Annotated in this window: 22 protein-coding genes; 3 read left to right on the forward strand and 19 right to left on the reverse strand. The window is 52.8% G+C overall.

From position 1 onward, the window contains the following. Positions 1 to 82: 82 nt before the first annotated feature. The 8 genes from JQN73_RS01680 to JQN73_RS01715 form a co-directional block, all read right to left on the reverse strand. On the reverse strand, positions 83 to 1,423 hold the full coding sequence (locus JQN73_RS01680) for a pilus assembly protein CpaE (RefSeq protein WP_205321363.1): 1,341 nt from the start codon (positions 1,421 to 1,423) through the stop codon (positions 83 to 85). 23 nt (positions 1,424 to 1,446) lie between these two features. Beyond that, positions 1,447 to 2,754, reverse strand: a complete 1,308-nt coding sequence (locus JQN73_RS01685) for a type II and III secretion system protein family protein (protein WP_205321364.1) — start codon at positions 2,752 to 2,754, stop codon at positions 1,447 to 1,449. Between the two features lie 54 nt (positions 2,755 to 2,808). Next, positions 2,809 to 3,843: a Flp pilus assembly protein CpaB gene (gene cpaB, locus JQN73_RS01690; protein WP_205321365.1), complete on the reverse strand. Its 1,035-nt coding sequence runs from the start codon at positions 3,841 to 3,843 to the stop codon at positions 2,809 to 2,811. Positions 3,844 to 3,929: 86 nt separating this feature from the next. Further along, positions 3,930 to 4,430, reverse strand: a complete 501-nt coding sequence (locus tag JQN73_RS01695; protein ID WP_205321366.1) for a TadE/TadG family type IV pilus assembly protein — start codon at positions 4,428 to 4,430, stop codon at positions 3,930 to 3,932. 90 nt (positions 4,431 to 4,520) lie between these two features. Beyond that, entirely contained in the window at positions 4,521 to 5,054 is a 534-nt protein-coding gene (locus tag JQN73_RS01700) for a prepilin peptidase (protein WP_205321367.1), read from the reverse strand. A gap of 62 nt (positions 5,055 to 5,116) precedes the next feature. Continuing rightward, on the reverse strand, positions 5,117 to 5,281 hold the full coding sequence (locus JQN73_RS01705) for a Flp family type IVb pilin (protein WP_205323119.1): 165 nt from the start codon (positions 5,279 to 5,281) through the stop codon (positions 5,117 to 5,119). Positions 5,282 to 5,681: 400 nt separating this feature from the next. Beyond that, positions 5,682 to 7,382 (reverse strand): ShlB/FhaC/HecB family hemolysin secretion/activation protein, encoded by a 1,701-nt coding sequence (locus JQN73_RS01710; RefSeq protein WP_205321368.1) that lies wholly within the window; start codon positions 7,380 to 7,382, stop codon positions 5,682 to 5,684. A 177-nt stretch (positions 7,383 to 7,559) separates the two neighbouring features. Continuing rightward, on the reverse strand, positions 7,560 to 9,011 hold the full coding sequence (locus JQN73_RS01715; RefSeq protein ID WP_205321369.1) for a collagen-like triple helix repeat-containing protein: 1,452 nt from the start codon (positions 9,009 to 9,011) through the stop codon (positions 7,560 to 7,562). Positions 9,012 to 9,696: 685 nt separating this feature from the next. Between JQN73_RS01715 and JQN73_RS01720 the strand changes: the two genes are divergently transcribed. Continuing rightward, positions 9,697 to 11,373, forward strand: a complete 1,677-nt coding sequence (locus tag JQN73_RS01720) for an MFS transporter (RefSeq protein ID WP_205321370.1) — start codon at positions 9,697 to 9,699, stop codon at positions 11,371 to 11,373. A 208-nt stretch (positions 11,374 to 11,581) separates the two neighbouring features. After that, on the forward strand, positions 11,582 to 12,877 hold the full coding sequence (locus tag JQN73_RS01725) for an acetyl-CoA hydrolase/transferase family protein (RefSeq protein ID WP_205321371.1): 1,296 nt from the start codon (positions 11,582 to 11,584) through the stop codon (positions 12,875 to 12,877). Positions 12,878 to 13,098: 221 nt separating this feature from the next. On the opposite strand, the gene JQN73_RS01730 is transcribed toward JQN73_RS01725, so the two are convergent. From JQN73_RS01730 to JQN73_RS01740, 3 genes are read right to left on the reverse strand one after another with little or no spacing between them, the layout of a single operon-like run. Continuing rightward, positions 13,099 to 14,286: an ABC transporter substrate-binding protein gene (locus tag JQN73_RS01730; protein ID WP_205321372.1), complete on the reverse strand. Its 1,188-nt coding sequence runs from the start codon at positions 14,284 to 14,286 to the stop codon at positions 13,099 to 13,101. A gap of 48 nt (positions 14,287 to 14,334) precedes the next feature. Next, entirely contained in the window at positions 14,335 to 15,309 is a 975-nt protein-coding gene (locus JQN73_RS01735; RefSeq protein ID WP_205321373.1) for a PDR/VanB family oxidoreductase, read from the reverse strand. Between the two features lie 14 nt (positions 15,310 to 15,323). Next, complete coding sequence (locus JQN73_RS01740) at positions 15,324 to 16,388, reverse strand: aromatic ring-hydroxylating dioxygenase subunit alpha (protein ID WP_205321374.1); 1,065 nt, start codon at positions 16,386 to 16,388, stop codon at positions 15,324 to 15,326. Positions 16,389 to 16,722: 334 nt separating this feature from the next. On the opposite strand from JQN73_RS01740, the gene JQN73_RS01745 reads away from it, so the two are divergent. Then, positions 16,723 to 17,217, forward strand: coding sequence for a MarR family winged helix-turn-helix transcriptional regulator (locus JQN73_RS01745; protein ID WP_205321375.1), 495 nt, complete (start codon positions 16,723 to 16,725; stop codon positions 17,215 to 17,217). Positions 17,218 to 17,302: 85 nt separating this feature from the next. On the opposite strand, the gene JQN73_RS01750 is transcribed toward JQN73_RS01745, so the two are convergent. The 8 genes from JQN73_RS01750 to JQN73_RS01785 form a co-directional block, all read right to left on the reverse strand. Further along, positions 17,303 to 18,004 (reverse strand): ABC transporter ATP-binding protein, encoded by a 702-nt coding sequence (locus JQN73_RS01750; RefSeq protein WP_205321376.1) that lies wholly within the window; start codon positions 18,002 to 18,004, stop codon positions 17,303 to 17,305. After that, complete coding sequence (locus JQN73_RS01755; RefSeq protein ID WP_205321377.1) at positions 17,997 to 18,755, reverse strand: ABC transporter ATP-binding protein; 759 nt, start codon at positions 18,753 to 18,755, stop codon at positions 17,997 to 17,999. Before JQN73_RS01755 ends, JQN73_RS01750 begins: the two co-directional genes overlap by 8 nt. Next, positions 18,752 to 19,783: a branched-chain amino acid ABC transporter permease gene (locus JQN73_RS01760; protein ID WP_205321378.1), complete on the reverse strand. Its 1,032-nt coding sequence runs from the start codon at positions 19,781 to 19,783 to the stop codon at positions 18,752 to 18,754. Before JQN73_RS01760 ends, JQN73_RS01755 begins: the two co-directional genes overlap by 4 nt. Further along, a complete protein-coding gene (locus JQN73_RS01765; protein WP_205321379.1) occupies positions 19,780 to 20,646 on the reverse strand; it encodes a branched-chain amino acid ABC transporter permease in 867 nt (288 codons plus the stop codon). Before JQN73_RS01765 ends, JQN73_RS01760 begins: the two co-directional genes overlap by 4 nt. Positions 20,647 to 21,101: 455 nt before the next feature. Further along, a complete protein-coding gene (locus JQN73_RS01770; RefSeq protein ID WP_240162391.1) occupies positions 21,102 to 22,124 on the reverse strand; it encodes an SIS domain-containing protein in 1,023 nt (340 codons plus the stop codon). Beyond that, positions 22,105 to 23,217 carry an N-acetylglucosamine-6-phosphate deacetylase gene (gene nagA / locus JQN73_RS01775; RefSeq protein WP_205321380.1) on the reverse strand — a complete coding sequence of 371 codons (1,113 nt, stop codon included), beginning with the start codon at positions 23,215 to 23,217 and terminating at the stop codon, positions 22,105 to 22,107. Before nagA ends, JQN73_RS01770 begins: the two co-directional genes overlap by 20 nt. Positions 23,218 to 23,253: 36 nt before the next feature. Further along, positions 23,254 to 24,156 (reverse strand): ROK family protein, encoded by a 903-nt coding sequence (locus tag JQN73_RS01780; protein WP_205321381.1) that lies wholly within the window; start codon positions 24,154 to 24,156, stop codon positions 23,254 to 23,256. A gap of 5 nt (positions 24,157 to 24,161) precedes the next feature. Next, the gene (locus JQN73_RS01785) at positions 24,162 to 24,845 is read right to left on the reverse strand and encodes an N-acetylmannosamine-6-phosphate 2-epimerase (protein ID WP_205321382.1); all 684 of its coding nucleotides are present in this window, start codon (positions 24,843 to 24,845) and stop codon (positions 24,162 to 24,164) included. Between the last annotated feature and the right edge of the window lie 36 nt (positions 24,846 to 24,881).

The following is a 24,881-nucleotide window of genomic DNA, read 5'->3' on the forward strand; positions in this document are numbered from 1 at the left end:
CTCTCCCACCTATTATTTAATACCATCACGTTGATATTTATCATCAAAATCTTTCTTCAAACAGATATTCGAGGTCCATTTATCAAGTCAATTGTCGCTGTATAAATTTTGGCAGCCAGCGCCCCAACCCCTGTTTTTCAGGTAGCGCGGCATTATCGGCGGCGGGTGCAATTAACTGATCCACCAAGCCTTCGATTGCCTTCACATAACTATCTTGAGGCGCTACTTCGTGCAGGAGCTTTCCGCGGTTCGCACTCGATAGCAATTTTCTGGTTCGCTCCGGCAATATTGCCAGCAAGGGCAAGCCGAAGCGCTCGGCGATCTGCATTGCTCCCATGCCGAAACGTTCATCATATCGACTCACTATCAGTTGTCTTTTGCGATCACCGGGTAAAGCCTCTCCCAGAACAGTGAGCGTGTCTGCCAGAGACACCAGTGCGCCAACACTTTGATCGGACACCAGCCAGACGTGATCCGAAGCGCCGGCAAGATTGGTGACAAATTCCTGGTTTGAGAAACCTCCCAAATCGGCAATGAGCACGTCGAAATAAGTGCGTAACCGATCCAGCAATTCCAACGCATCGTGATGCGACACCGTTCGCATATCGCTCAAATTAAAAGGTAGCGAAATGACCGTGACACCGCCGGCGCTGCGTGCCAAAGCAGTATTGACTAGCGTTTCATCGAGACGACGGAGATTGCGTACCGCCTCCGCGAAATCAAAATTACCGTGGGTGCTCAGATATAACTTGCCATCGCCTGCGGGCAAACCCAGATCGAGGAGTGCCACCCGACTGGCCGCGGCAACAGCCTTACCGCCGCTGCGAGACTGAAACCGGCGTTGAAAAAGATCTGCCAGATGGGCCGATAGCGTACTCGAACCGACTCCCGGCCGCGCACCCAGCAAAGTCACCAATTGTCCTCGTTTGACCTGAACCGGCACTGGCGCTGGCACCGGCGCTGATACTGGAGCATTGGACAATACACGCTGAACCACTTCACGCGCCTCATCCGATGGCGCGCTAATATCAATGAAGTCGCTGAGTCCGGCCCGCCAGGCAGCAATTGCGCCCTCAGGAAATGCCATCGTTCCAATCGCCACTAACGGCAAATTTGGTGCGATTATTTTTAATGCACGCGCCAAATCAATGGCCCGGGTGATCGCTCCCATACGGTTCTCCGACCGCAAAGAAACTGCACCTTCCAACGCCGGTACATGGCCAGAGAAATCCAGCAGCACAAGCAAAGGATTGAGTGCGATCACGCGCGTTAAAAGGACTTCCGGCTCGGAACCCTCCTGCCAGAGCGTGCCCCATTTTCCTAACGTATTGCCTAGCCATTCTGCCTGGTCGTTATTTTCCGAACACAGCACAAAACGACTTAATGCCATCGTCTCATTAAGAACTGGATTGCGTGAGTTCATTTTGGCATCCAAAAATTCCCTCCTTACTTCGAGAATCCGGGTACTTCATCGGCGCCAGCGCTTCCCAACAGATAACTGCCCCAGGCTGAGCCGCGGGTATTAACCCGCTCCTGTTCTGCGCCGGGTAACGGTAAAGGAACATTTCTGGCGATCGCTTTAACCAGGTGCGGCGTGACAATAATTACCAGTTCTTTGTCATCCTGGCTATAGCTCAAATTTCTAAAAAAGCTACCGATAATAGGTATGTCCCCAAGCAACGGAATTTTATTCACATTTGATTTAGTCGTCCGGGAAACCAGACCACCAATGATGAAGCTTTCGCCGTCGCCGAGTTCGACCGTCGTGTCCGCGCGGCGGGTTGTGATTGCGGGAATCGATACACCCGATAGCACTATCGCATTGCTGTAATCAATTTCACTGGCTTCCGGGGCAACCTTCAACGCAATCCGATCTTTCGAAATGATAGTTGGCGATACCGTCAGCCCGATCCCGAACGGCTTGTACACAATCGTAGTGGTCCCCAAACCGCCAGCCTGCGGAATTGGCAACTCGCCACCGGCCAGGAAACTGGCACTTTGGCCGGACAACGCCGTCAGTGAAGGTTCAGCCAGGACCCGCGCCATTCCGTTACCTTCGATCAGACGTAAGTTGCTACTCAGGCTATAACTGCCACGAGAGAATGTATTGAGTAAGCTAAACGCTGATGAGGTCGCCGACAGCCCACCATTCGAGGCCAGATTACTACCGAGCTGAAAATTGAAATTCCCCCGCGTCACACCCGCGCCGAAATCAAAGCCGATTTCCTTTAAAACTGTTTTGCTGAATTCGACAATTTTGACGTCAATTTGAACCACACCGCCGCTATCAATGGTGGAAAGATCGACGATTTTCCCTTTGCCGACCGCATCGGTGGCTGCCGAAACGCTGCTCGAATGCGCCCGTAGCGAAGACGCTTGTCCGCTGATGACAGCGGTGTTGCCACGCACTTTCAGGTCAGGATTCCCACCGCCCGTGAACGCTGCCTGGAGATCGCCTAGTACTTTTACACGCCACACAACGGGAGCAAGGCCCTTCGACCATACGGTGACGGTTGTGCTCCCAGCTTTTTTTCCGGCCAGAATGACGCTACCGCTTTTCCCCCCGGAACCACGCACCATTAACACGTCGGCAACCTCTGCGTCAGCAACCGAAATCCGCTCAAGCGTACCTGTGACGAACAAGCTTTGCTGCTCGCGCACTCCCAACGAAATATCGCTAGTCGCCGCCATTACGTAAACGGGTGACATTACTGCAGTCAGGGCCAGGGCAAACATTGCGGTGTGTTTTTTCATAACTCGTATCTACTTTGATTGATCTGGATACCAACAATTGCAAAGGTCGCGGACTTAAAAGGCGACTGACTCACGTTGAGCGCCCCGAATTACTTCAACGGTATTTCCGGTATTTTCATTCCGGTGAAATTTAGGATCAGGACGGGATGCCACCAATGGTGGTAATGCGGACATCCGACGCGCCGTCGTTGACTTTGCATCGCCAGCCAGGCCACTTAATGCGACGCCAGCAAAGGCTTGATTTACGGGGTTGTCTAGGTTTCCGATCTGGTCGCGGGTCAACCCAATTTTTCCGCCAATGACGACCGGTACAGCTGGAAACAACGCTACGTCGGGAGTGGCTTCATCGGTCGGATTGCGTAACGCCAGCATTAATTTTCCGCTCTGGATGGCCAATGACAATTGATTGACATCTTCCAACGGCGTCGCTAATACCGCAGTCCGTGCGGGCTGTTGCGCGGCCTGAGCTGATTGGGCTGATTGAGCCGACTGTGCGGATGGCTGACTTGATTGCGGCGCGGAACCGTTAGCAGTGCTGTCTGGCGCGCCATTTCCTGCTGTATCCCCGATCACTGCAGCGCCATAGGACAATACGCGCAACCGGGAAATCAATAAACGTGACTGACTTTTATCCAGTTCCTGTCCCTGTTTCAGGGTAAAGAACACATCCACATAGTCACCGGGCTGAATGCGATTGCCGGCACCAGCGACTTCATCTACAGGAATCGCAACCGCACGCTCCCCTGCTGCCAGCTTCAACGCCAGACCACTTGCAAGAAGAGACCCTGTTACCAAATTGCCTGCACCGATGCTTGTCATTGGAATTTTGCCCAAGACAGCAGTCACCTGCCCATAAGCTCCGACCGGATTGATCGGCAATGTCACTAACCGGACATCATCAGGAACGATGGCTTTACCTGCCTCAATATTCCGCACGGCCACCACTACCGGATACGCTGCTGTGGTACTGGCGACTACACCTGACGCCACCGGCACAAGCGCCGGGCGACTTCCCATCCACCACGCGGTGCAGGCAAGTATGAGAGCACCCAGTACCAGCATCGCTGCAATAATTTTTGTCAGATTCATAGAGATTGCTCGGTATAAATGAAATTGGCTGGAATGTCGGAATCGGAAAAGCGAAAGCAGGATGTGCAGTGACCAGCTTGGCTGGCTCAATCAATCTGAACCGTCGCCGAACTTCCCAAGGTTGTTGGCACCGCGACGCTCATCAGTGAGCCCAATAAAAGAGGCACTAATGGCCGGGCACTATAGGGATAAGTCACCGTCACCTTGATGGGATAAGCGGCTCCGGCGGTAACGCACGGAGCCACAGGCGGCGCTGAACAAGTCGGCGTTATTAACGCGACACAGGCAACATTTGTGGTGCCCAGCCAGCTAACCGACTGCGTCGCGACGGCGCACGCAGTCGTCCCTCGGGCAGCAGGCGTTGCGGCGTAACGTAAGGCAGCGCGTGCGCCTTCTTCTGCGGCAAGCGTCAGCGATTGTTGTGCAACAAAAATGAGGCAATAAGTAATGATTCCGTACAGGAGTATAAAAAAAACTGGAAACACCAATGCAAATTCGATGGCAGCGACACCCTGTTGCTTTTTGAGGGTAACGGTACTCGTAACACCAGTGCTCGTAAGCGCGTATCCGCTGTAGTCACTTTTCATCCTCGCTCCCAATATAAGCAAGTTACTCGGTCCAACCTCAATTATTCTTCTGTAACGCCGGTTTAACGCATCAGCGATTTAATTAACTAATCAATTATCTAAAAATTTTGGGTACATACTTACCAATACAGCCCCGACTGCAAGGTAAGAAACATAGGGGATCCCAACGCGTTTGCCCCGCGCCTGTAATATTCGCTGATAGAAAGCCCGGTCCTTAAGTCGCGTCATAATAGTCTCCAGAGCGGGCACCGATCTTGTCCGAAATACGGTGTAGATCAATGCATAAAGACCTGCCAACAGCGAACCTATTAAAAAAACCGGCAGCAACGCAGCCGGTCCGAGCAATAAACCAATTACCGCAAAAAACTTCACATCGCCAGCGGCCATAGCCCGGAAACAATATAGCGGCAAGAAAAAGATTAGCGCGATTACAAACCCGATTAACCCTTTGAAAGCAGTGGTGCCATTTAAACCGTGCCCCAATATTAGAAATAATCCTAATTGTAAAAAAATCGCTAAAATTAATAATTTATTGGGAACACGGCGAATTAACGCATCGTAAAGAAACAATGCGCTGCACCATGTTAAAAATATCACCAGCATCCAAAGATCGATATTCGGCATTCTGAGCTTCGGTTGCATTACTAAAGATACCGCTACGACATAAACAAGTGCGGCACCTTTGTTTAGGTAATACTTACTAACCCAAGTTTTGTTCCTATTGCATCGAAAATCCCTTTTAAGCTCGTCCCGATGGCTGTCGCGCCTGCGATAATCGCAATCGCTACTAAACCAGCTATAAGGCCATACTCAATCGCTGTAACGCCATCTTCATCCCGTAGAAACTTCATTAGTTTGGTTTTCAATTTTCTCTCCTTAAAAAAACATAAAAGACCGCGTGTGTCCCATAAAGCGCAATTTTTTTTAACGAAATATTGAACTAAAAAGCGTTACAAGTGGCAAGTGGCACACTTATAGAATAACTCAAATAATAGTTTCCTGAGAAAAATTTTCACGAAAGGAACATTCAAACAACAAAAGTTTTTTATTCCTCAATAACCAAAAAAAATAGATAAATTTTTGCCATTTAATTTAATTTTCAGGAATATTTTTTCGGACATCGGGATATATTATTTCCGTACAGAAATAAATCAATTTTTTTAAGCACGCGTAATTTGCCGTGCAGAAATAAAGAAAAGTTATTATTAAGCGCCGTCCCGCATTCACCACATTATAGTTGCCGAACGGCACTTATTCCATTTGATAGGAATACATGGCATTAACCCGTGGCGATCTTGAGTCAGAGCCAAAAGGTTTATCTGCTACCGGTTTTGCCAAAGACAAATCAAAAGAGTAAATACGGCCGCCAGCAAACCGTGCGCCGATTGCGATTGATCCCAAGGTATCGTGCGTCAACGGTCCAGAATTGGCATAGACGCGGGAATGATCGATAAGAATATAGGGTTGAACGGATTTGAGATAAACCATGTCGACTGCGAATAGACGGTTAATTTCAGCGGATACCCCCCATCCTTTATCGCCAGCCAGTTCACCAACTGGATAAGCCAATCCGAAGAGTTTACCGCCGAAACCGATCTGCTCCGAGGTTGGAAGAATATTATTACTGTATTGAGCGCTGCCGGCAAATGCGACACCGAAACCGCCCGGCAGTTGATTTGATTGCGAAGCCTGCACTGTTATCCTGGTAAAACTTAAATCAACATTGCTGTTCTGACGCGATGCGCCCAGACCATCTATTCCTTTATATAGGCCGACACCAATTTGCCGAATCTGCGCAAATTTGTCAGTGCTTGGCGAAGCAGTGGTCCATGCACCCTCCGCACTTAATACCCGGACCTGCGAACTCAACTGGACCGACATTGGCGTGGTTGGCACAGAGCGGGTAAAAGTTTCGCTATTTTCGGCGGCGTAAATACCGCCTGTTGCGGTCAGGTTGTGCGTGTTGTCCAGAAAGATCGGATAACTCACGGCCGCGCCGACATGGACGGTTTTAGTTTGGTACCGAGGTTGAAACTGGAGGCTATCCAATGACTGACTTTCTGGCTCGGAACGATAGTCTGACCAATTTACTTTGGCCAGCACGCCATCGGTGCCGATCGGCTGAACATAATTGATGGCATAAAATTTTTCATGTAGTGAACCACCCGGTTGCAGTGTGCTTACCGTGATCTGTTCGCCGAGTGGGGTCAAACCATTTTCGGTCGCGGTCAATAAACCTCGGATGCCGGGCTGACGATAATCCGCACCGATACCCGCTGTCACAGGCTTTCGCTTGACGGTCAGGATCATATCGGTGCCACCGTCGGTGGTCGTTGGTGGAGGTACATTCGCAACAACCTGAACGCCCGGTTGCAAGCTAAGAATGCCCGCCACACGTTCAAAGGTATCCTGGCGCAGAGGCCGCCCCTCCTTTAACTGCTCGGCGATCGCTTTCAGACGGTTTTCTCCATTGCCCGGATTTCCTTCCACTTTTACGTTCTTGACGTAACCCTCGACGATGGTAACGACGACGATATTATTTTCAAAATTTTGTGCAGGAATAAAAGCAAACGACAACGGATAGCCCTGCTCCCGGTACATCTGGGTGACTTTGTTAGCGGCCGTCAGCAACTCAGCAACGGTCGTATCATGATTTGCGAAAGGTGCAAATTGCGCAGCGATCTGATCAAACGGCAAGGTCTTGACGCCCGATATCTGAAAACGCGAAGGCACCAGATGACTGTTCAATAATTTCACTAATGCCGGATCAATTGCCTGGGGCTGAACGTTGATGGTCATGGGCGCTCTGGGTGCTGCCTCAGGCAGAGGCAATGTGTCGATGGGGTTGCCTTGTAAAGGGCTTCGACTATCCGCACTTGCCGACGGTGTATATAACGCAGACAAAAGGCTGACGCCGCCAACTACAACCTGAATGATGTGTGCTAATTTCATGCCCAGTCGCCTTTTTTGGTAATTCTATGAAAATTTTCTTGAAAGCAATGATACTTAAGTTTGGCAACTTTACTCGATCATTTAATGATTGAAAACGACGTGACAATCACGAAAATTTGTATTAATCGTTTAAGCAAACCTTGGTATGCCAAGGTTTGCTCCTTACAAGGTAGACGATTACTTACCTGTCGCCCCGTGCAGCAAAGGATTAAGCAGACCGGTCACAGGTGCTAAAGCACCCGTGCCGCTGGTTCCACCCGCACCACCGACCGCACTGGTCAAACCCCCAACGATTGCGGTGACTGGTGCCAACGCTCCTGAGCCGGCTGTTCCTGTCGCGCCGCTCACGGTACCGGTCAAAATGGCAGCCACGCCAGTGACCGGCGCTAAAGGACCTGTGCCAGCGGTTCCGGCCGCACCACCTAACGTGCTCGTCAGAACACCGACTACTCCTGATATCGGCGCTAAAGGACTACCCGCGCCGACCGTCCCGGAAGCGCCACTCAATGTGCCGGTCACACCGCTAAGCAGACCAGTTAATGGTGCCAACGGACTGGTGCCGGCGGCCCCGCCTGCACCGCCGGTCAAACCCGCAAGTACGTTGTTGAGTGGTTGCAGCAAGCCAGTGGTCTGGTTGCCAAGTAACGGTTGCGTGCTATTCGTAAGGCTGTTGGCACCTACCGCTACGACGGTACTGCCGACTGTAGTAACGACGCCGCCCAAATTGCTAGCGATTGGCACGTTAGCGTTAGTTAACTGATTTCCTGCGGACACCACGTTGTCACCAATAACGATGAGCGCGGCATTGACGGGTTGGTTGATTCCTGTGGTATTACCTACAGCCTGCGTAAGCGTGTTGACCGTGCTGGTCAATGGCAATATCGCTGTACTGGTTACTAAAGTGATCTGTTCCACGGGGCCTGTCGTCAACACATTGGTCAATGGCGTATTCGCTTGACTGATAACGCCCCCAACTGTGCTAACCAAGTTACCGACAGGAGTGGAAACCGGGGCCAAAACCGCAAGCTGCCCACTACCCAGACCGGTCACGACCTGACCAGTACTTTGAACGGTATCACCAACTTTACCGACTACGCCGCCCAGACTGCCAACTGTCGTGCCAACTGGGTCTGGTGCCGTCCCGATCTGTCCCAGACCATTCGTTACGCCCGCGCCGAGCGTTGTAACAATTCCGCTAGCGTTGGTGACCACCCCGGTTAACCCGGTTTGTGCAGCCACCGGCAAAGGCAACTGGCTGGTTAAAGTTGAGCCCACCCCATTTACCGCGGTGCCGACGCTCGAAACCACTGAACCTGTGTTCGAAATAACATTCGAAGATGACACCCCGCCGGAACCGGTACCGCCTCCTGTGCCGCCACCACCCGAATTACCTCCGCCAGTTCCGCCGCCCGTGCCGCCTGTACCTCCACCTGTACCTCCACCTGTGCCACCTCCGGTTCCACCATCCGTACCGGCACCGGATCCGCCACCCGAGCCACCTCCGGTACCTCCCGCACTGCCGTTACCATTGGAAGCACCGCTCCCTAAGGTTCCATGGCCAGCACATCCAGTTAATATTCCGGCCAATAAAAGTGATATCGCGATCAAACTTGTTTTTGAGGTAATCATGGTAAATCCTTCCTGTTTGGCAATTTAACGAACGACGTTATGCAGCATCATTAGCAAAGAATATGCCTACAGGAAATATTTTTAGCGCAGCAATTTTTAAATGTTAGTACCACTTAAAAAAAATAAAAATGTCCATAAAAATCAATTAGATAGCGATAATTTTTTCGAGAAAAATGGATTGTTAATTCATGTTAAATATCTCAATGGCACGTTACATGTAACGTAACGAAGGGGAACATTTCTCAGGCGTTCCATTTGATGTTCCAAAAAATGAGCGCTTGGTTGAAACTGATTAAGACCAATCGCTGCACTTAATGTCGAGCAGGTTACGCCAGAGGTTTAGAACAAATCGGCGGAGGGGCGCAGCGAGGTTGAGTCCGAAATTCCACCGGGTCAACGTTCGTATGGGGGCAAATCGATCTTCGAATAGCTTAGCAAGGGTAAATAAGATTCATCCCATGGGGGCGCTATCGCAAGAATATCTGCCTGTAAGTTTACGTAAGTTTATAGCAAGATTTGTGTAAGGTTAGGCCCCTAAACTCCGATCGCGCATGATGCGTAAACGACAAGCGTAAAGTCTGTTTTTTCATATTAAAGCCTTCCCCAAAAATATCCCACAGGCAAAAGCCTGGTGACACAACAAATGGCAGGGGTTGGCCCCCACAACAACAATTCAGGAGACAGTATGGCGATCAGCGTTGCGACAGCGAAAGTTCCCTCACGCAGCATCACGGCGGAGGAGAGAAAGGTCATTTTTGCTTCTTCTCTTGGAACGGTATTCGAGTGGTATGACTTTTATTTATACGGGGCCCTGGCGGCGATCATCGCGAAGCAATTCTTTGCGGGCACCGATACCAATACAGCTTTTATTTTTGCTCTGTTGGCATTTGCAGCAGGTTTTATCGTGCGTCCGTTTGGCGCGTTGGTGTTCGGCCGGTTGGGCGACATGATCGGCCGTAAGTATACGTTTTTGGTGACGATACTGATCATGGGCCTTTCTACCTTTGTGGTCGGTATTTTGCCGAACTACAACTCTATTGGCATTGCCGCACCAATCATTTTAGTAGCTTTGCGTATTTTGCAAGGCCTCGCCGTCGGCGGGGAATATGGCGGAGCCGCTACTTACGTCGCGGAACATGCGCCCGACGACAAGCGTGGTGCCTTCACGGCGTGGATTCAAACAACAGCAACCCTTGGTTTATTTCTGTCGCTAATAGTCATTTTGGGAACGCGTACTGTGATGGGAGAAGAAGCATTCGCTGACTGGGGCTGGCGGATTCCCTTTCTGTTGTCTATTGTTTTACTGGGTGTCTCGGTTTGGATTCGCCTGTCGATGAGTGAATCACCTGCTTTTGCCAAGATGAAAGCCGAAGGAAAAGTATCCAAAGCCCCTCTAACTGAGGCGTTCGGCCAGTGGAAAAACATGAAATTGGTCATACTTGCTTTATTCGGTTTGACCGCCGGGCAGGCTGTTGTCTGGTACACAGGGCAATTCTATTCACTCTTCTTTTTAACCCAAACCTTAAAGGTCGATGGCCCGACAGCTAACATCCTGATAGCCCTATCGTTATTGCTAGCTACGCCCTTCTTCCTGATTTTCGGTTCGTTGTCGGACAAAATTGGCCGTAAGCCAATCATTATGGCTGGTTGCCTCATCGCCGCAGTGACATATTTTCCAATCTTTTCCGCCCTCACTCACTACGCGAATCCAGCACTCGAAGCGGCTCTTCAGAGTGCACCTGTGATTGTCACCGCAGATCCAGCCACCTGCCAGTTCCAGTTCAATCCGACTGGCACAAAAAAGTTCACCTCCTCCTGCGACATCGCCAAGGCCAAGCTCTCGGCCATGTCGGTTAACTATGAAAATGTCGCCGGTGCACCTGGCTCCGTAGCCACCGTCAAGATCGGTGACAAAACACTGACATCATACGATGCCAGCGGTTTATCAAAAGACGATGCTTCACTCAAAGACAAGGCCTTCTCCGCTGCGCTGTCCAGCAATGTCAAGGGCGCCGGATATCCTGCCAAGGCCGATCCAGCGCAAATCAACAAGCCGATGGTGCTGCTGTTGCTGTTCATTCTGGTGGTCTACTGCACTATGGTGTATGGTCCAATTGCGGCAATGCTGGTGGAAATGTTTCCAACCCGGATCCGGTATACCTCCATGTCGCTTCCGTATCACATCGGAAATGGCTGGTTCGGTGGTTTGCTCCCGACAACCGCGTTTGCGCTGGTGGCGTTCAAAGGTGATATTTACTACGGACTGTGGTATCCGATCGTAATCGCCATTGGGACTTTTTTAATCGGTATGTTATTTGTAAAAGAAACTGTTCATAATGATATCTACGCAGATGAGCGCTAATCTGAGTATTGCGCGAGAAAGGTGTGGATCGGTTTTGGCGGTTTGATATCGGAGCCAGCCAGCTGCAGGGTGCCATTTTATCGGCACCTTGCTATCAGATTTTTGTAAGTGGAGAAGGCACCAGCGAAAGCAGATCCTTGGTTGAAAATAACCAGCGACTCAGCCTCCCAGGTAATTTTCCAAAAAAATAAAATAAAAGGAGATAGGCATGTCATTCAATAAAAAATATCAGGAAAAATGTCTGAGCGCTGAAGACGCCGTTGGTCTGGTAAACAATGGCGATACCATCGTCGTGCCGACCGCCTCCGCAGAACCACCCAAGCTGCTGACTGCACTCTCCGAACAACGCCGCGATTTTCATGATGTGCGCGTATCCCAGATTCTTCCGTTGCGAAAATTCGGTTATTTCGACCCTGAAACGACACAGCATGTGCGACACGTTGCCTACTTTTTCGGTCCCGCCTCACGGGCGGCCGGCCAGGCTGGCTGGGCAGATTACGTACCCGCCTATTTTGCCGAATTACCCATACTGCTTCGGCAAGGACTTTCACCGGTTGACGTTGTGTTCAGCACAGCTTCACCGATGGACGAGCAGGGATATTTCTCGCTCGGATTAGCAGCAGACTATACGATGGCTGCCATTGAACGCGCGCGCGTGGTGGTTTTGGAAGTCAATCCAAACGTACCGTTTTCGTACGGCAACTGCCGCGTTCACATTTCGCGGGTCACTGCCATCGTGGAAAGCGATGAGCCAATTCCTGAGGTAAGTCTGCCCAAAATTGGGCCGATACAGGAAGCGATTGGCAAGTACGTCGCCGATATGATCGATGACGGCGCTACGCTGCAAATTGGCTACGGCGGTATTCCCGACGCAGTGGTGATGCAATTAACCCACAAACGCGATCTCGGCATCCATACCGAAATGATGGGCGACGGCCTGATGTCACTAGTTGAATCGGGTGCCATCACCAATAAGCGCAAAAACGTTCATCCAGGGAAGATGCTTGCTACATTTGCGCTAGGGTCTAAAAAACTCTACGAATTCATGCATCGCAATCCAGCGCTTGAGATGCATCCATCAGACTTTACAAACGACCCGTATCTGGCCGGGCAAAATGACAATCTTGTGACGATTAATGCGACGATGCAAGTGGATCTGATCGGTCAGTGCGGCTCAGAAACGTTAGGTTTTTGTCCTGTGTCCGGTACTGGCGGACAAACCGATTTCGTGCGCGCCGCCAATCGTTCAAACGGCGGGAAATCCTTTATCGTCCTGCCATCGACCGCGAAAGACAACAGCATTTCGCGCATTGTTCCCACCCTGACTGCAGGCACGCATGTGAGTACGAGCAAGAACGATGTAAATTATGTGGTGAGCGAATACGGGGTTGCGCAATTGCGGGGGAAATCTGCAAGGCAGCGCGCGGAAGAACTCATTGGCATTGCACATCCTGATTTTCGGGGGGAGTTGCGCGAAGCAGCGAGAAAGATGAACCTGCTTTAAAAATTTGCGGTCGATCGCTTGATATTAGGGTGACCTGCATCGGGCGGCCAACAGCGTTCGAAAAACAGTGTTACGCCAAGGGGTGTTTTTGCGACGACTACCTCGCCAATGCACCGTCCAGCCTGACCGTTAATCACGTAAGCGTCAAAAGCTTTTTTGTGTCCTTGTCTCTGTTATTCGGCCTAATAAAACGGGTACGCTCTGCGTACCCGAACATTGCATCAGACGCCAGGGTCCTTAAATTTCTCTACCTTGTCGAACTCGATGTTGTACATTTCCCCGTTGCGCATTTCCGCCTTACGGATATACACGTTTTGGACGATATCGCGCGTGACCGGATCGATAGTGACCGGTCCTCTGGCGCTGGTCCAGACCAGACCCTTCATCGCTTCGATCAGCTTTTCGCCATCGCTGTTTCCATCGGTTTTTTTCAAGGCTTCATACAAAAGGTGCATGCCGTCATAAGCGCCGACTGAATGGAAATTCGGGCGCATGCCTTTGTTGGCTTTGCTGAAAGCATCGACATACGCCTTGTTTTCCTGTGATGTATGCGCAGCCGAATAATGATGGCTGCTGATCACGCCATTTGCTGCTAAACCGATACTTGGCAGCAAATCGTCATCCAGCACGTCACCGGTGCAAATTAAGCGAATGCCGGCTGCCGCCAATCCGCGCTCGGTAAATTGCTTCATCACCGCAGCGCCTTCGCCGGAAGGCACGAACACAAAAAGGGCCTCCGGTTTCGCATCTTTCACACGTTGCAGAAAAGGTGCGTAGTCTGGATTGCGCAATGGCACGCGCAATGATTCCAGTATCTTGCCGCCGCCCTCGGTAAAGCGTTTAACGAAGACTTTTTCGGCGTCAATCCCCGGGCCGTAGTCACTGACGAAGGTGACAGCGCTTTTAATTTTGTTTTTTGCGGCCCAGTCAGCTAGCGGCGCGGTAACCTGCGCCAGCGTGAAGCCAGTGCGCACGATGAAAGGTGAGCGTTGCGGAATGACGGAAGTCGCCGCCGCCATCACGATCATCGGCGTCTTCGACTGTGTCGCAATCGGTGCCGCGGCAAACGCCAAGGGAGTCAGCCCGAAGCCCGCCAGGACTTGCACGTGATCGCGCGATACAAGTTCCTGTGCCAGCCGTTTGGTGACGTCGGGTGCAACGCCGCCATCATCCTTCAAGATAATTTCCACTTTGCGCCCGGCTACCGTATCGCCATTGATTTGTTGATACAGTTTTACGGCGGCTTCGATTTGTCGGCCGGTCGAAGCAAATGGACCAGACATAGGGATGATCAAACCGACTTTTACCGGCTCGGCCGCAAATACCGGCAGCGGCAACAATCCGCTGCCCAGGAGTGCTGCGCCGCCCAACAGCAAGTGGCGCCGATGCGTGTTCACGTCATTTGTCATGGTTGTCTCTTTTCTAGTTTTAAGGACTGTGGAAAAAATTATTCTGAGCTAGATGTCCAGGACCAGCAGCGGACTTTTCGAGCGCGAACAACAAGGGGTAAACTGGTCGTTGCGCCCATGTTCTTCATCGGTGAAGTATAGGTCGCGGTGGTCTGGCGTGCCTTGCAGCACGCGCGTGATGCAGGTGCCGCAGACGCCCTGCTCGCATGACACCGGGATATCGATACCGTGTTCCGCCAGCAAGCGCGTGACCGTCTGATCGGGCGGAACCATGTAAACCTTGCCGGTGCTGGCAATCTTGATCTCAAAAAGCGCATCGCTGGAGGTATCTTGCGTGCCCTCTGCAGGCGCGTCAAAATATTCGAAATGCACCTGTTCAATGGCCCAGCCCAGGCTTTTGGCATTGCTCAACACATGCTCGATGAAGCCACCTGGACCGCATACATACAGATGGGTGTCCGGATCCGGGGTCGCAATCAGGGTTGCCAAATCGAGCTTTTGTTCCGGCGCGCCGCTATCGAAGTGGAACTGCACCTTAGGCGAAAACGACGATGCGGCGATGCGCGCATGGAAGGCAGTACGCTCCACTGCGCGGGTGCAATAATGCATCTCGAAATCAGCATCGATCTGCGCCAGCCGTTCGGCCATGCAAAGGATCGGCGTAACGCCGATGCCGCCGGCGAACAACAGTGTGCGTTTAGCCTGCGTCAGCACAAAATGATTCCTCGGCACGCTAATCTGCAGCGTAGCGCCGACCTTGACCTGATCATGGATGGCGACGGAGCCGCCGCGCGAATTGGGATCGCGCAGCACTCCAATCAAATAACGGTGCTGCTCGGACGGATCGTTGCAAAGGGAATATTGGCGTATCAGACCCTCGCCAATATGCACATCGATGTGAGCGCCGGCGCTAAACGCCGGTAACGGCTGACCGTCCAGCGAAGCCAATTCGAAACTGACGATGTCGATGGCCTCCTCGACTTTGTTGACGACCGTGACCGAAAGCTGAGAAAGTTGATCCATTGCGCACCAATTGGTTAATTTTCTGTTTCAGTTGGGGTCGCAACGGACGCCGGTTGCTGCTCTTGCGCCATCATCCGGTCCAGCATACGACGCGACTGCACGCCGCCGGCGTCGATGTTAAGCATCAGCAACTTACGCTCAGGATGGGCCAGCAAATTCTTTTGCTGACGCTCCAGCATTTCCCTGTCTTCGCTGAAAATTTTGCCCTGCCCTTCACGAATAGAAGCGGTCAGCGCCGCGTCCTGCGGCTTGAAATTGCGCGCCATGCCCCAGAAGTACCAGTGCGACGTTTCGGTTTCTGGCGTAATAAAATCCACCACGATGCTAGCCACCTTATGTTGCGGCTCAGCGTCGTAGCCGCCGTTACCGGCATGTGCCACGCCGACTTCGATCATCACGTGGCTAGGAGGAGTGAAACGGCAGATTTGCCAGCGATCAACCGGCACATCATCGGCCAGATGGTTGGCACGCAGCGCGGCGGACCAGAACGGCGGTGCCATGATGTTTTCAATATGGCGACTGGTGATTACCATGTCGCCTTCGACTTTGGTGTTCACCGGGCTTTCGTCGATTTCCTTTTGTCCGATGCTGGACGCATGAATATACGTTTCATGCGTCAGGTCCATCAGGTTGTCGATCATCAGGCGGTATTCGCAATTGATATGATACAAACCGCCGCCGTAGGCCCATTCCGGGTTGTCGGCCCATTCGAGATGGTGAATCAAATCAGGATCGGCTAATTGTTTGTCGCCGGTCCAGACCCAGATGAAGCCGTAGCGCTCCACCACCGGAAAGCTCCTGATGCAGGGGAAGCCGCGTACGCGCTGTCCGGGCATGGCAACCACCTTGCCGTCGCAGCCCATCTCCAGGCCGTGATAGCCACACACCAACTGGCCATCGCGCACAAAGCCAAGCGAAAGTGGTGCGCCCCGGTGTGGACAAAAATCTTCCACCGCAGCGACCTTGCCCTCAGCGGCGCGATAAAAAACAATCTTTTCGCCACAAATCTGTCGACCCAACGGCTTCTCGGCAATCTCATCGGAGCTGCCAGCCACATACCAGGTGTTTTTTGGGAACATTAAACTCTCCTCCTAAGGAATGGCGAAATGAATAGCGAATACTTGATTGCAATTTGGCGGGTCATTTTCGGTTCAGCAATATTAGATATCTATGGCCGCTGCGCTCTGTGATCTCTGACCAAAAAGGCTACCTTCATTTGATCTGTTTTTTAGTGCTGCCAGGGAAATATATTAAGTACACTGAATATATTATTGAGTATACTGAATATCTAACGCAAGTAAACTGAAATTCCACACTTTTCATTGTGCAGTGCGACACATAACCAACAATGGTGTCGCGTAGTCCGGTAAGCTATGTGACCAATTCACAGCACCCGCTTTACACGAGATAAACATGGTCCGACCCTCTCCACAGAAAACACCGCCACAGCACGCCGACGACTTGTCAGAGCATCCCGGCCATTTACTGCGACGGGCCCAGCAAATATCGGTTTCCATCTTTTATGATGAGCTGGGCATCGATGTAACGCCGATTCAATATGCGGTGTTGCGTACCCTGGCCGACCATCCCGGCATCGACCAGGTCTCGTTGGCTGGCCTGGTCGCCATCGACACCTCGACTGGCGCGACCGTATGCGTCCGGTTGGAAGAAAAAGGCTGGCTGGTGCGCAAGATTGCGGCGCATGACCGCCGTCAACGCGCACTGACGCTGACCGCCGCGGGTGAAGCGCTCTTGCTCGACCTGATCCCAGCATTCCAACGCATCAGGAAGCGCTTGCTGGCGCCGCTATCGGGAGACGAGCAACTGCAGTTCATGCACTTGCTGGACAAGTTGGTAAGGTTAAATAATGATCAAAGCCGTGCGCCGCTTGCCAGTCGTTCGGAATAAATCCGCTGACAAAACAGCGCTAGTGGCGCAATAATGGTCGATCCGAAAAGACCTCTCAACCGTTATTGCGCGCGCATGCTCATGCTCATGCAACCGCCACCAGCCTATTCAGGGTATCCGCATCAGCTAGCAAACTTGCGCTATCGGAATCGTGCACAATCCTGCCGCGATCCAGCACGATAGCGCGCTGAGTCAACGACAGCGCCAAACGGGCATGCTGTTCGACCACGATTACCGACATGCCCTTGTCGCTCACCAGGCTGCGGATTACACCCATCAATTCCTGCACGATAATCGGCGCCAATCCCTCCATCGGCTCATCCAGCAACAGCAAGCGTGGATTCACCATCAGGGCGCGAGCGATGGCGAGCATCTGTTGTTCGCCGCCCGAGAGCTGATTACCCATGTTGGCGCGGCGCTCATGCAGGCGCGGGAATATGGCATACATTTTTTGCAGCGTCCATTCACCCGGACGCGCCACCACGGTCAGATGCTCCTCGACTGTTAGCGATGGGAACATATGGCGTTCCTGCGGCACCCAACCGAGGCCGGCATGCGCCCTCTTATAGGTCGGCACCTGCGCGATATCGCCCTTGCGCCAGCAAATCGCTCCGCCATGCAATCGGGTCAGCCCCATCAAAGTGACCAGCAGGCTAGTCTTGCCGACCCCGTTGCGTCCCAGTAATGCGAGACTGTCACCTTCCTGCATCACAAACGAAATGTTTTCCAAAACCACCGACTCGCCATAGCCAGCGGTCACGTTCTTCAGTGCGAGCAACTCAGCCATGTTCCGCTTCCCCCAAATACACTTCCTTGACGCGTTTGTCGGCTGCAATTTCTGCCGGTGTTCCTTCGGTCAGGACCTGGCCGCCGACCAACACTGTAATCCGCTCGGCAAAACGAAATACCAATCCCATATCGTGTTCGATAAAGACGATGGTCACGTCGCGTGGCAACTGCGCAATCACTTCAAACAGCTCTGTACTCTCGGAGGAAGGAATGCCGGCAGCCGGCTCATCGAGCAGCAATATCTTGGGTTGGGTTGCCAACGCCAGCGCAATTTCGACCAGTCGTTGCTTGCCATAGGCCAGACTGCGCGTGATGCTGTTGGCTTCACGCGTCAACTTCAGACTTACCAGCAAGGCCATTGCCTCGTCGATTGCAGCATGTTGTTGGGCCACCGTCTGATACCACCGATAACGCAAGCCACGCCGCTCGCAAATCGCTAAAATGATCGATTCCAGCACGGTCAATCCGGCAAACAACGTATTGATCTGGAAGGTCCGAGTCATGCCCCGCTTGACACGCGCATGCTGAGAAAGTCCAGTAATGTCTTCCTCTCCGAAAAAAACCTTGCCGCCCGTCGGCGCAAAACTGCCGGTCAGCAAGTTGATGAAAGTGGTCTTGCCGGCACCGTTAGGACCAATCAGCGCATGCCGTGCGCCTGGTGCGAAGGTGAGGCTTACATCACTATTGGCCTTGAAAGCACCCCATTGTTTGCATAAGCCTTCGGTTCTGAGTGTGGTGTTGGTATTCACTTCTGTTCTCCCGGCGTCCGCTGCGTCAGGCGCTGATACAGCTTATCCATGCCGCCCAATATGCCGCCCCGGGCGAACAGCACGATTACAACCAACAGCAAGCCGATCCAGAATTGCCAATAGGCCGGGTTCAACCCTGCGATATAGTCCTGCGCCAACATAAATACCGCAGCGCCGAGCAATGCGCCATACAGCCGACCGGTACCGCCCAGCACCAGAATGATCAGCAACTCCGCCGAGCGCGGAAAACCCAAAGTATCAAGTCCGACAAACTGCGTCGTTTGCGCCAGCAACGCACCAGCGATACCGGCTAGCGCGGCACTGATCGTGTAGATCACTGTCAGGCGCTGGTTAACGTTGACGCCGATCGCTGGCATGCGCTTACCTTCTTCGCGAATCCCGATCAGGCTCAAGCCAAATGGAGAATTTACCAGACGGCGTAAAACCAAGAACAGGACAAACAGGACGATCAGGCTATAGATGTAGGCCGTCCTGCCCATAAGATCGAATTCAAATTTCCCCAATAGCTTGCCCATTACCACCGACAAGCCGTCGACGCCGCCGGTAATGAAGGCCGCCTTATTCGCGGCCTCGTACAGCATCAGGCCGATACCCAGCGTGACCATCAGACGCGTCAGGTCCTGCCCGCGCACCACCAGAAAACTTGTCAGGAATCCGAACAGTCCCGCCACCACCGCCGCCACCAGCAACCCGGAGACCGGCTCGCCCCAGCCATATGTGGCCAAAAGTCCCGCGGTGTAAGCGCCGAGTCCAAAGAAGGCGGCATGGCCGAGCGACACCATACCGGCATAGCCGAGAATGAGATCAAGTGATAGCGCGAATAAACCGACGATCATGATCTGGCTAATCAGCACCAGATACCCCGGGAACAGGAAAAAAGCGGCCACCGGCATCAACCAGAACACGATTTCAAGAGGCTGCCATCGATCGTGCGGTAGGTTCGGTAAGCGCGCCAGTGGTCGCGTCGGCAGAATAGTCGATAAATTTGCAATCATCGGGGGTTTCATGCGCGCCTCCTGATCAATCCTACGGGAAACAGAATCAGCAACACGACCATCAATCCATAGATGACGAAAGCGCCAATGTCGGGTACGTAATATTTGCCAGCCACATCGAAAACACCCAGAATAAGCGCTGCCAAAAGCGGCCCCTTGATGGTTCCAGCGCCGCCAACAACGACGACCAACAGGAAGTACACCATATATTTAATCGGGAAGGTAGGATCGAGTCCAAGCACATCAATACCAAGGCCGCCGCCCAAGCCAGCCAGACCGGAGCCCAGCGCAAAAGTCAGACTGAACACGCGACTGACGTTGATCCCGAGACCGGCCGCAGCTTGCTGATTATCGACCGAGGCGCGGATCTGGGCACCGAAACGGGTGCGCTCAAGCAAGATACCTAACGCTAGCGTGATGAGTACCACCACTCCAATCAGGAACAGCCGATACGCACCCACGTCAAGGCCCAGGAAACGGACCTGTCCGCGCAGCCAATCGGGCAAATTGACCGGCTGCTGGGAGGGGCCCCAAAGGTACGTGGCACCAGCGACTGCCATGAAGGTCAGCCCGATGGAAAAAAGGACTTGGTCCAGATGACTAGCCTTGTATAGCCGCCGATACAGCAACCGCTCCAGGATCAGCCCTGCAACGGCGCTGACAACAAATGCCAGCGGCAGCGACAACAGGAACGGCACTCCCATTCGGGACATCAACATAACGCAGACGTAACCGCCCAGCATCGCGAAAGCACCGTGCGCCAGATTGACAAAGTTCATCAACCCCATCGTTACCGACAGGCCGACGCTGATTAAAAACAACAAACTGCCGTAAGCAATGCCATCAAACAGCACGCCAATAAAATTGCTGATCATGCCGACCGCCTGCGGTCGGACAGAAGCCGAGTTCGAACTAATTCGGTAAGTGAAATTTGCATGATGCGACTGGTCCCCTGATTTTTTCTTATGGGGTCTATAGTTGCATATAAATCAGGTAAACCGTACCACCAATTGCTAAATTATCAAGCTCGTACGAGGTTGCCGTCGATGGGCGTTAACGGCTCACAATGTTGCCCGGGGGAATAAATACTGCCCAGGTGTGGATTTTCGTTTAATAAGTATGGATACAAGCCGCCCCAACACGCGACGATTGATGAGATAAATGTTGGCATGGACATTCCGATGGTCTTCGGCAGGTCGCATACCGCAACATAAATCAATGAGAGGGGCCATCGGGACAGCCGGTCGCGGCGAGCAAGCATTTAACTGATTAAATATAAAACGACCGTCGTTCAGAAATTTCCAGAATCAATGGTCGGCTGGCCTCGTACTTAGTGTGTTTTAGTCACCTTAGAGAGGTGACGCGGCACATCCGGGTCGAAACCCCGCAGTCGCGCCACCGCTTCCACCATCGGATAGAAGCTTTGAATAGCCAGAATCGGATCTAGCGCAGGCAGGTCTGCAATAAACAACGTCAAATCACGTTCCGCTACATCAGGCGGAGCCGCCAGCAAGACACGCGCTCCACGTGCACGCATTTCCCGCGCTGTGGCGATTAAGCCTTCCTGCGCTGGGCCACGCGTGGCGAATATCAAAATCGGATAGCCCTCCTCCACGAGCGCCATCGGACCATGTTCGACCTCCGCGCTCGAAAACGCTTCCGCCTGAATTGCACAGGTTTCCTTAAATTTCAGTGCCGCTTCCATCGCTATCGAATGACTCCAACCGCGCCCCAAAACCATAATCCGGTCAGCATTGCCCAAAATGCTAAAGGCTGCACTCCAGTCTTGCACGGATGCGAGCGCGAGTTGCTCAGGTAACTTTACCAGCGCTGCGAGCATCGGTTGGTCATTAGCCCAATGCGCCACTAATGCAGCGCTGGCAGTCAGGCTGGCAATAAAGCTCTTGGTGGCAGCGACACTTTTTTCTGGCCCGGCGACTAGCGGAAGGACCCATTCACTGGCCTCCGCTAACGGAGAAACCGGATCGTTCACCATGGCAACCGTCGTTGCGCCGCCATCACGCAGATAACGCATCGGTCCGATCAAATCAGGACTTTGCCCCGATTGCGAGACGGCGACCGCCAGCACCTCGGCAGCCTCGATGGGCGAGCGATACAGGGTAATCAGGGACATCGGCAATGAAGTCACCAGTTTTCCTAACTGCGCCATCACCAGATAGGCGAAATAAGCCGAGGCGTGGTCAGAACTACCGCGCGCGATGGTGACTACCGACCGCGGAGGTTGCGCGCGTAGTTTCGCTCCAAGCTCAGCGTAGATCGCTGTGTTCTGGGTAAACTGGGCGGCGACCGCCTGGGCGGCTGCACGTGCCTCTTTAAGCATGAGTGATGTCAATTAACTCTCCTTCTATATAGACTGATTTAAGTTGTAAATGGCGATCTAATACCACCAGATCTGCCCAGCAATTCTGTGCCAGTCGCCCCCGGTCCGTGATACCGAGAAAACGTGCCGGATTGGCCGACAAGCGATTCGATGCATCATGAATCGTCAGGCCAATAGCAACCAGATTACGCAACGCCTGATCCATCGTCAGCGTGCTGCCAGCCAGCGTTCCATCTGCCAGTCTGACGCCACCCAGGCACTTGGTAATAGTCTGGCCGCCTAACAGATAATTGCCGTCTGGCATACCGGCTGCGGCGGTTGAATCGGTCACGCAGTACAGGTGCGGAATACAGCGTAAAGCGGTCCGGATTGCACCAGGATGTACATGCAACAGATCGGGAATAATCTCTGCAAAATCGGCGTGCGCCAATGCGGCACCGACCATGCCAGGTTCGCGGTGATGAAGACCGGTCATCGCATTAAACAGATGCGCAAAGCTGCCAGCACCACGTTTCAATGCCTCCACACCATCTTCATAACTACCCAGCGTGTGTCCAAGCTGGACCTGGATATCGTTTGCTACTAAAGTTTCAATTAATGCAGCGTGACCGCTTACTTCAGGGGCAATCGTTACCAGTTTCACCGGTACGATATCGTTGTAGCGCGACACTTCTTCGGCGACACCACAGCGCGCAAAATCCGGTTGTGCGCCGAGTTTGCCTGCGTTGATATACGGGCCTTCCAGATGAATCCCCAGCATCCGTGCGCCACCTGCGGTGCGTTGTTGACGCATGGGTGCCAGATCGTTTAGCGCCCGCTCGATTTCAATGCCTGGGGCTGTCATCGTGGTTGCCAGGAATGCGGTCGTTCCATGGCGTGCATGCAAACGCGCTACCACTGCGCCGGCGCCATTGGCCTCCATGATATCGACACCGCCGCCGCCATGGACATGCAGGTCTATAAATCCCGGAAGAATGTAAACATCATTGTTGTCAGCCGGATTAACCGGTGCGCCGTTGATACCGCCAATCCGATCACCAAAGGTGATCTCACCATGTATCCAACCATCCGGCGTCAGAAGGTTACCGCCAAGTTGTAGGTTCATTTTTTCTCTTAATTGAATAGTTTAGAGACGACACGATCACACTTGAGACCATTGCATGATTCCAGCCAGACCCGCATCTGCACCAAGCAGCGCCGCAGTGACCGGCACCTGCGCCAACCTGGAACCTTGCGCCAGCGCCTGACGTATGCGTTCGAGCATGCCGTCAGCCAGCCCGACGCTGCCACCGATCACGACTTCGTCGATATCCAGTATCATCTGAAAATTACTGATTGCCTCCGCCACCGCCATCGCCGCATTGTCAATAATTGCCTCCGCCTCGGAGTTTGTTCGGGCCATGGCGAACAACTCCTTGCTGTCGATGCGACGGCCAAACACAGCGCTTGCCTGGCGTGCAAGTGCGGTACCGGATGCCACTTTTTCGAGACAGTCGCATCGACCGCAGCCGCACTGTACATCGCCGTCAACAGGTCCACGGGATAGCGTTGTATGTCCTATATGGCCAGCAAGTCCCTGCCGTCCGATACGCAGTTGCTGATCCAAGACCAGCCCACCACCAACCCCCGTCGATAGTGTGATAAACAGCAGACTCTCTGGAGCAATCGAGACTGTAGAGCTTTTACGGACCAAGTACTCTCCCCAAGCCGCCGCTTGCCCATCGTTCATTAACACTACCGGGCAGGCAAAGCGTGTATTCAGATGAAGCTCCAATGGAAAGCCATCCCAAAATTCGATGATGTGCTGATTCACTGAATACACCTTGCCACCATCGATATAGCCTGTTGCCGCGACCGCAACCCGCTCCGGTGCAGGCCAACCCAACACCAATTGGTTGATGGCGTCCATAAAACCGGTCGGTTCGGTCGCCATCGGTTGCTGGCGACGTTCGATGATCTGCCCCTTATTTACCCAGGCAGCGGCAATTTTGGTACCGCCTATATCAATCGCCAAAAGCGTATCAATTGGCTTGTTGATTGACATCTTGATTACCCCTTGAGCACGGTTTGCTGCATCGCTGCGATAAACCATTCCGTGATATGTTCGATACGGGTAATAGCAGAACCAACGGTGACCGAAAACGCCCCATGACTAAGCGCATCCGCAGCTTCCGCGGCGGTGCGTATCCGGCCCTCTGCCACCACCCGTGCACCGGCAGTTGACAAACGCCGCACCAGCACCAGATTCGGCACGTCTGCAGGCTGATCGGCGGTTTCATCGGTATAACCAGAAAGTGTGGTTCCTATCAGATCACAACCCAGCGCCAGCGCCGCCAGACCATCTGTTTCTGTCGAGCAATCAGCCATAGCCAAACGCCCCGCTTGATGAACGGCCGTTAAAAGGTTCTCAACACTCTCTGGACGGATGCGCCGAGTAGCATCGAAAGCGATGATCGCCGCACCGGCCTGAATCAAATCTTCAACGTCTTCCAGATAAGGCGTTATACGCACCGGGCTATCGGCCAAATCGCGCTTCACAATGCCAATGACCGGCACATTGACGGAAGCCACCACGGCACGTACATTGTCAGCGCCTTCGATGCGCAGACCACCGGCTCCGGCAGCGACTGCCGCGCAGGCCATAGCAACGATGATGTCTTGCCTGTCCATTGGACCGCCCGGCACAGGCTGGCAGGAGACGACGAGCTTATTTCTGATTTGTTCGATATTCATATGAAAATAAACACTTAAATAACTTGTAAGACCATG

The organism is Glaciimonas sp. PAMC28666, from assembly GCF_016917355.1.
Taxonomy (GTDB): domain Bacteria; phylum Pseudomonadota; class Gammaproteobacteria; order Burkholderiales; family Burkholderiaceae_D; genus Glaciimonas.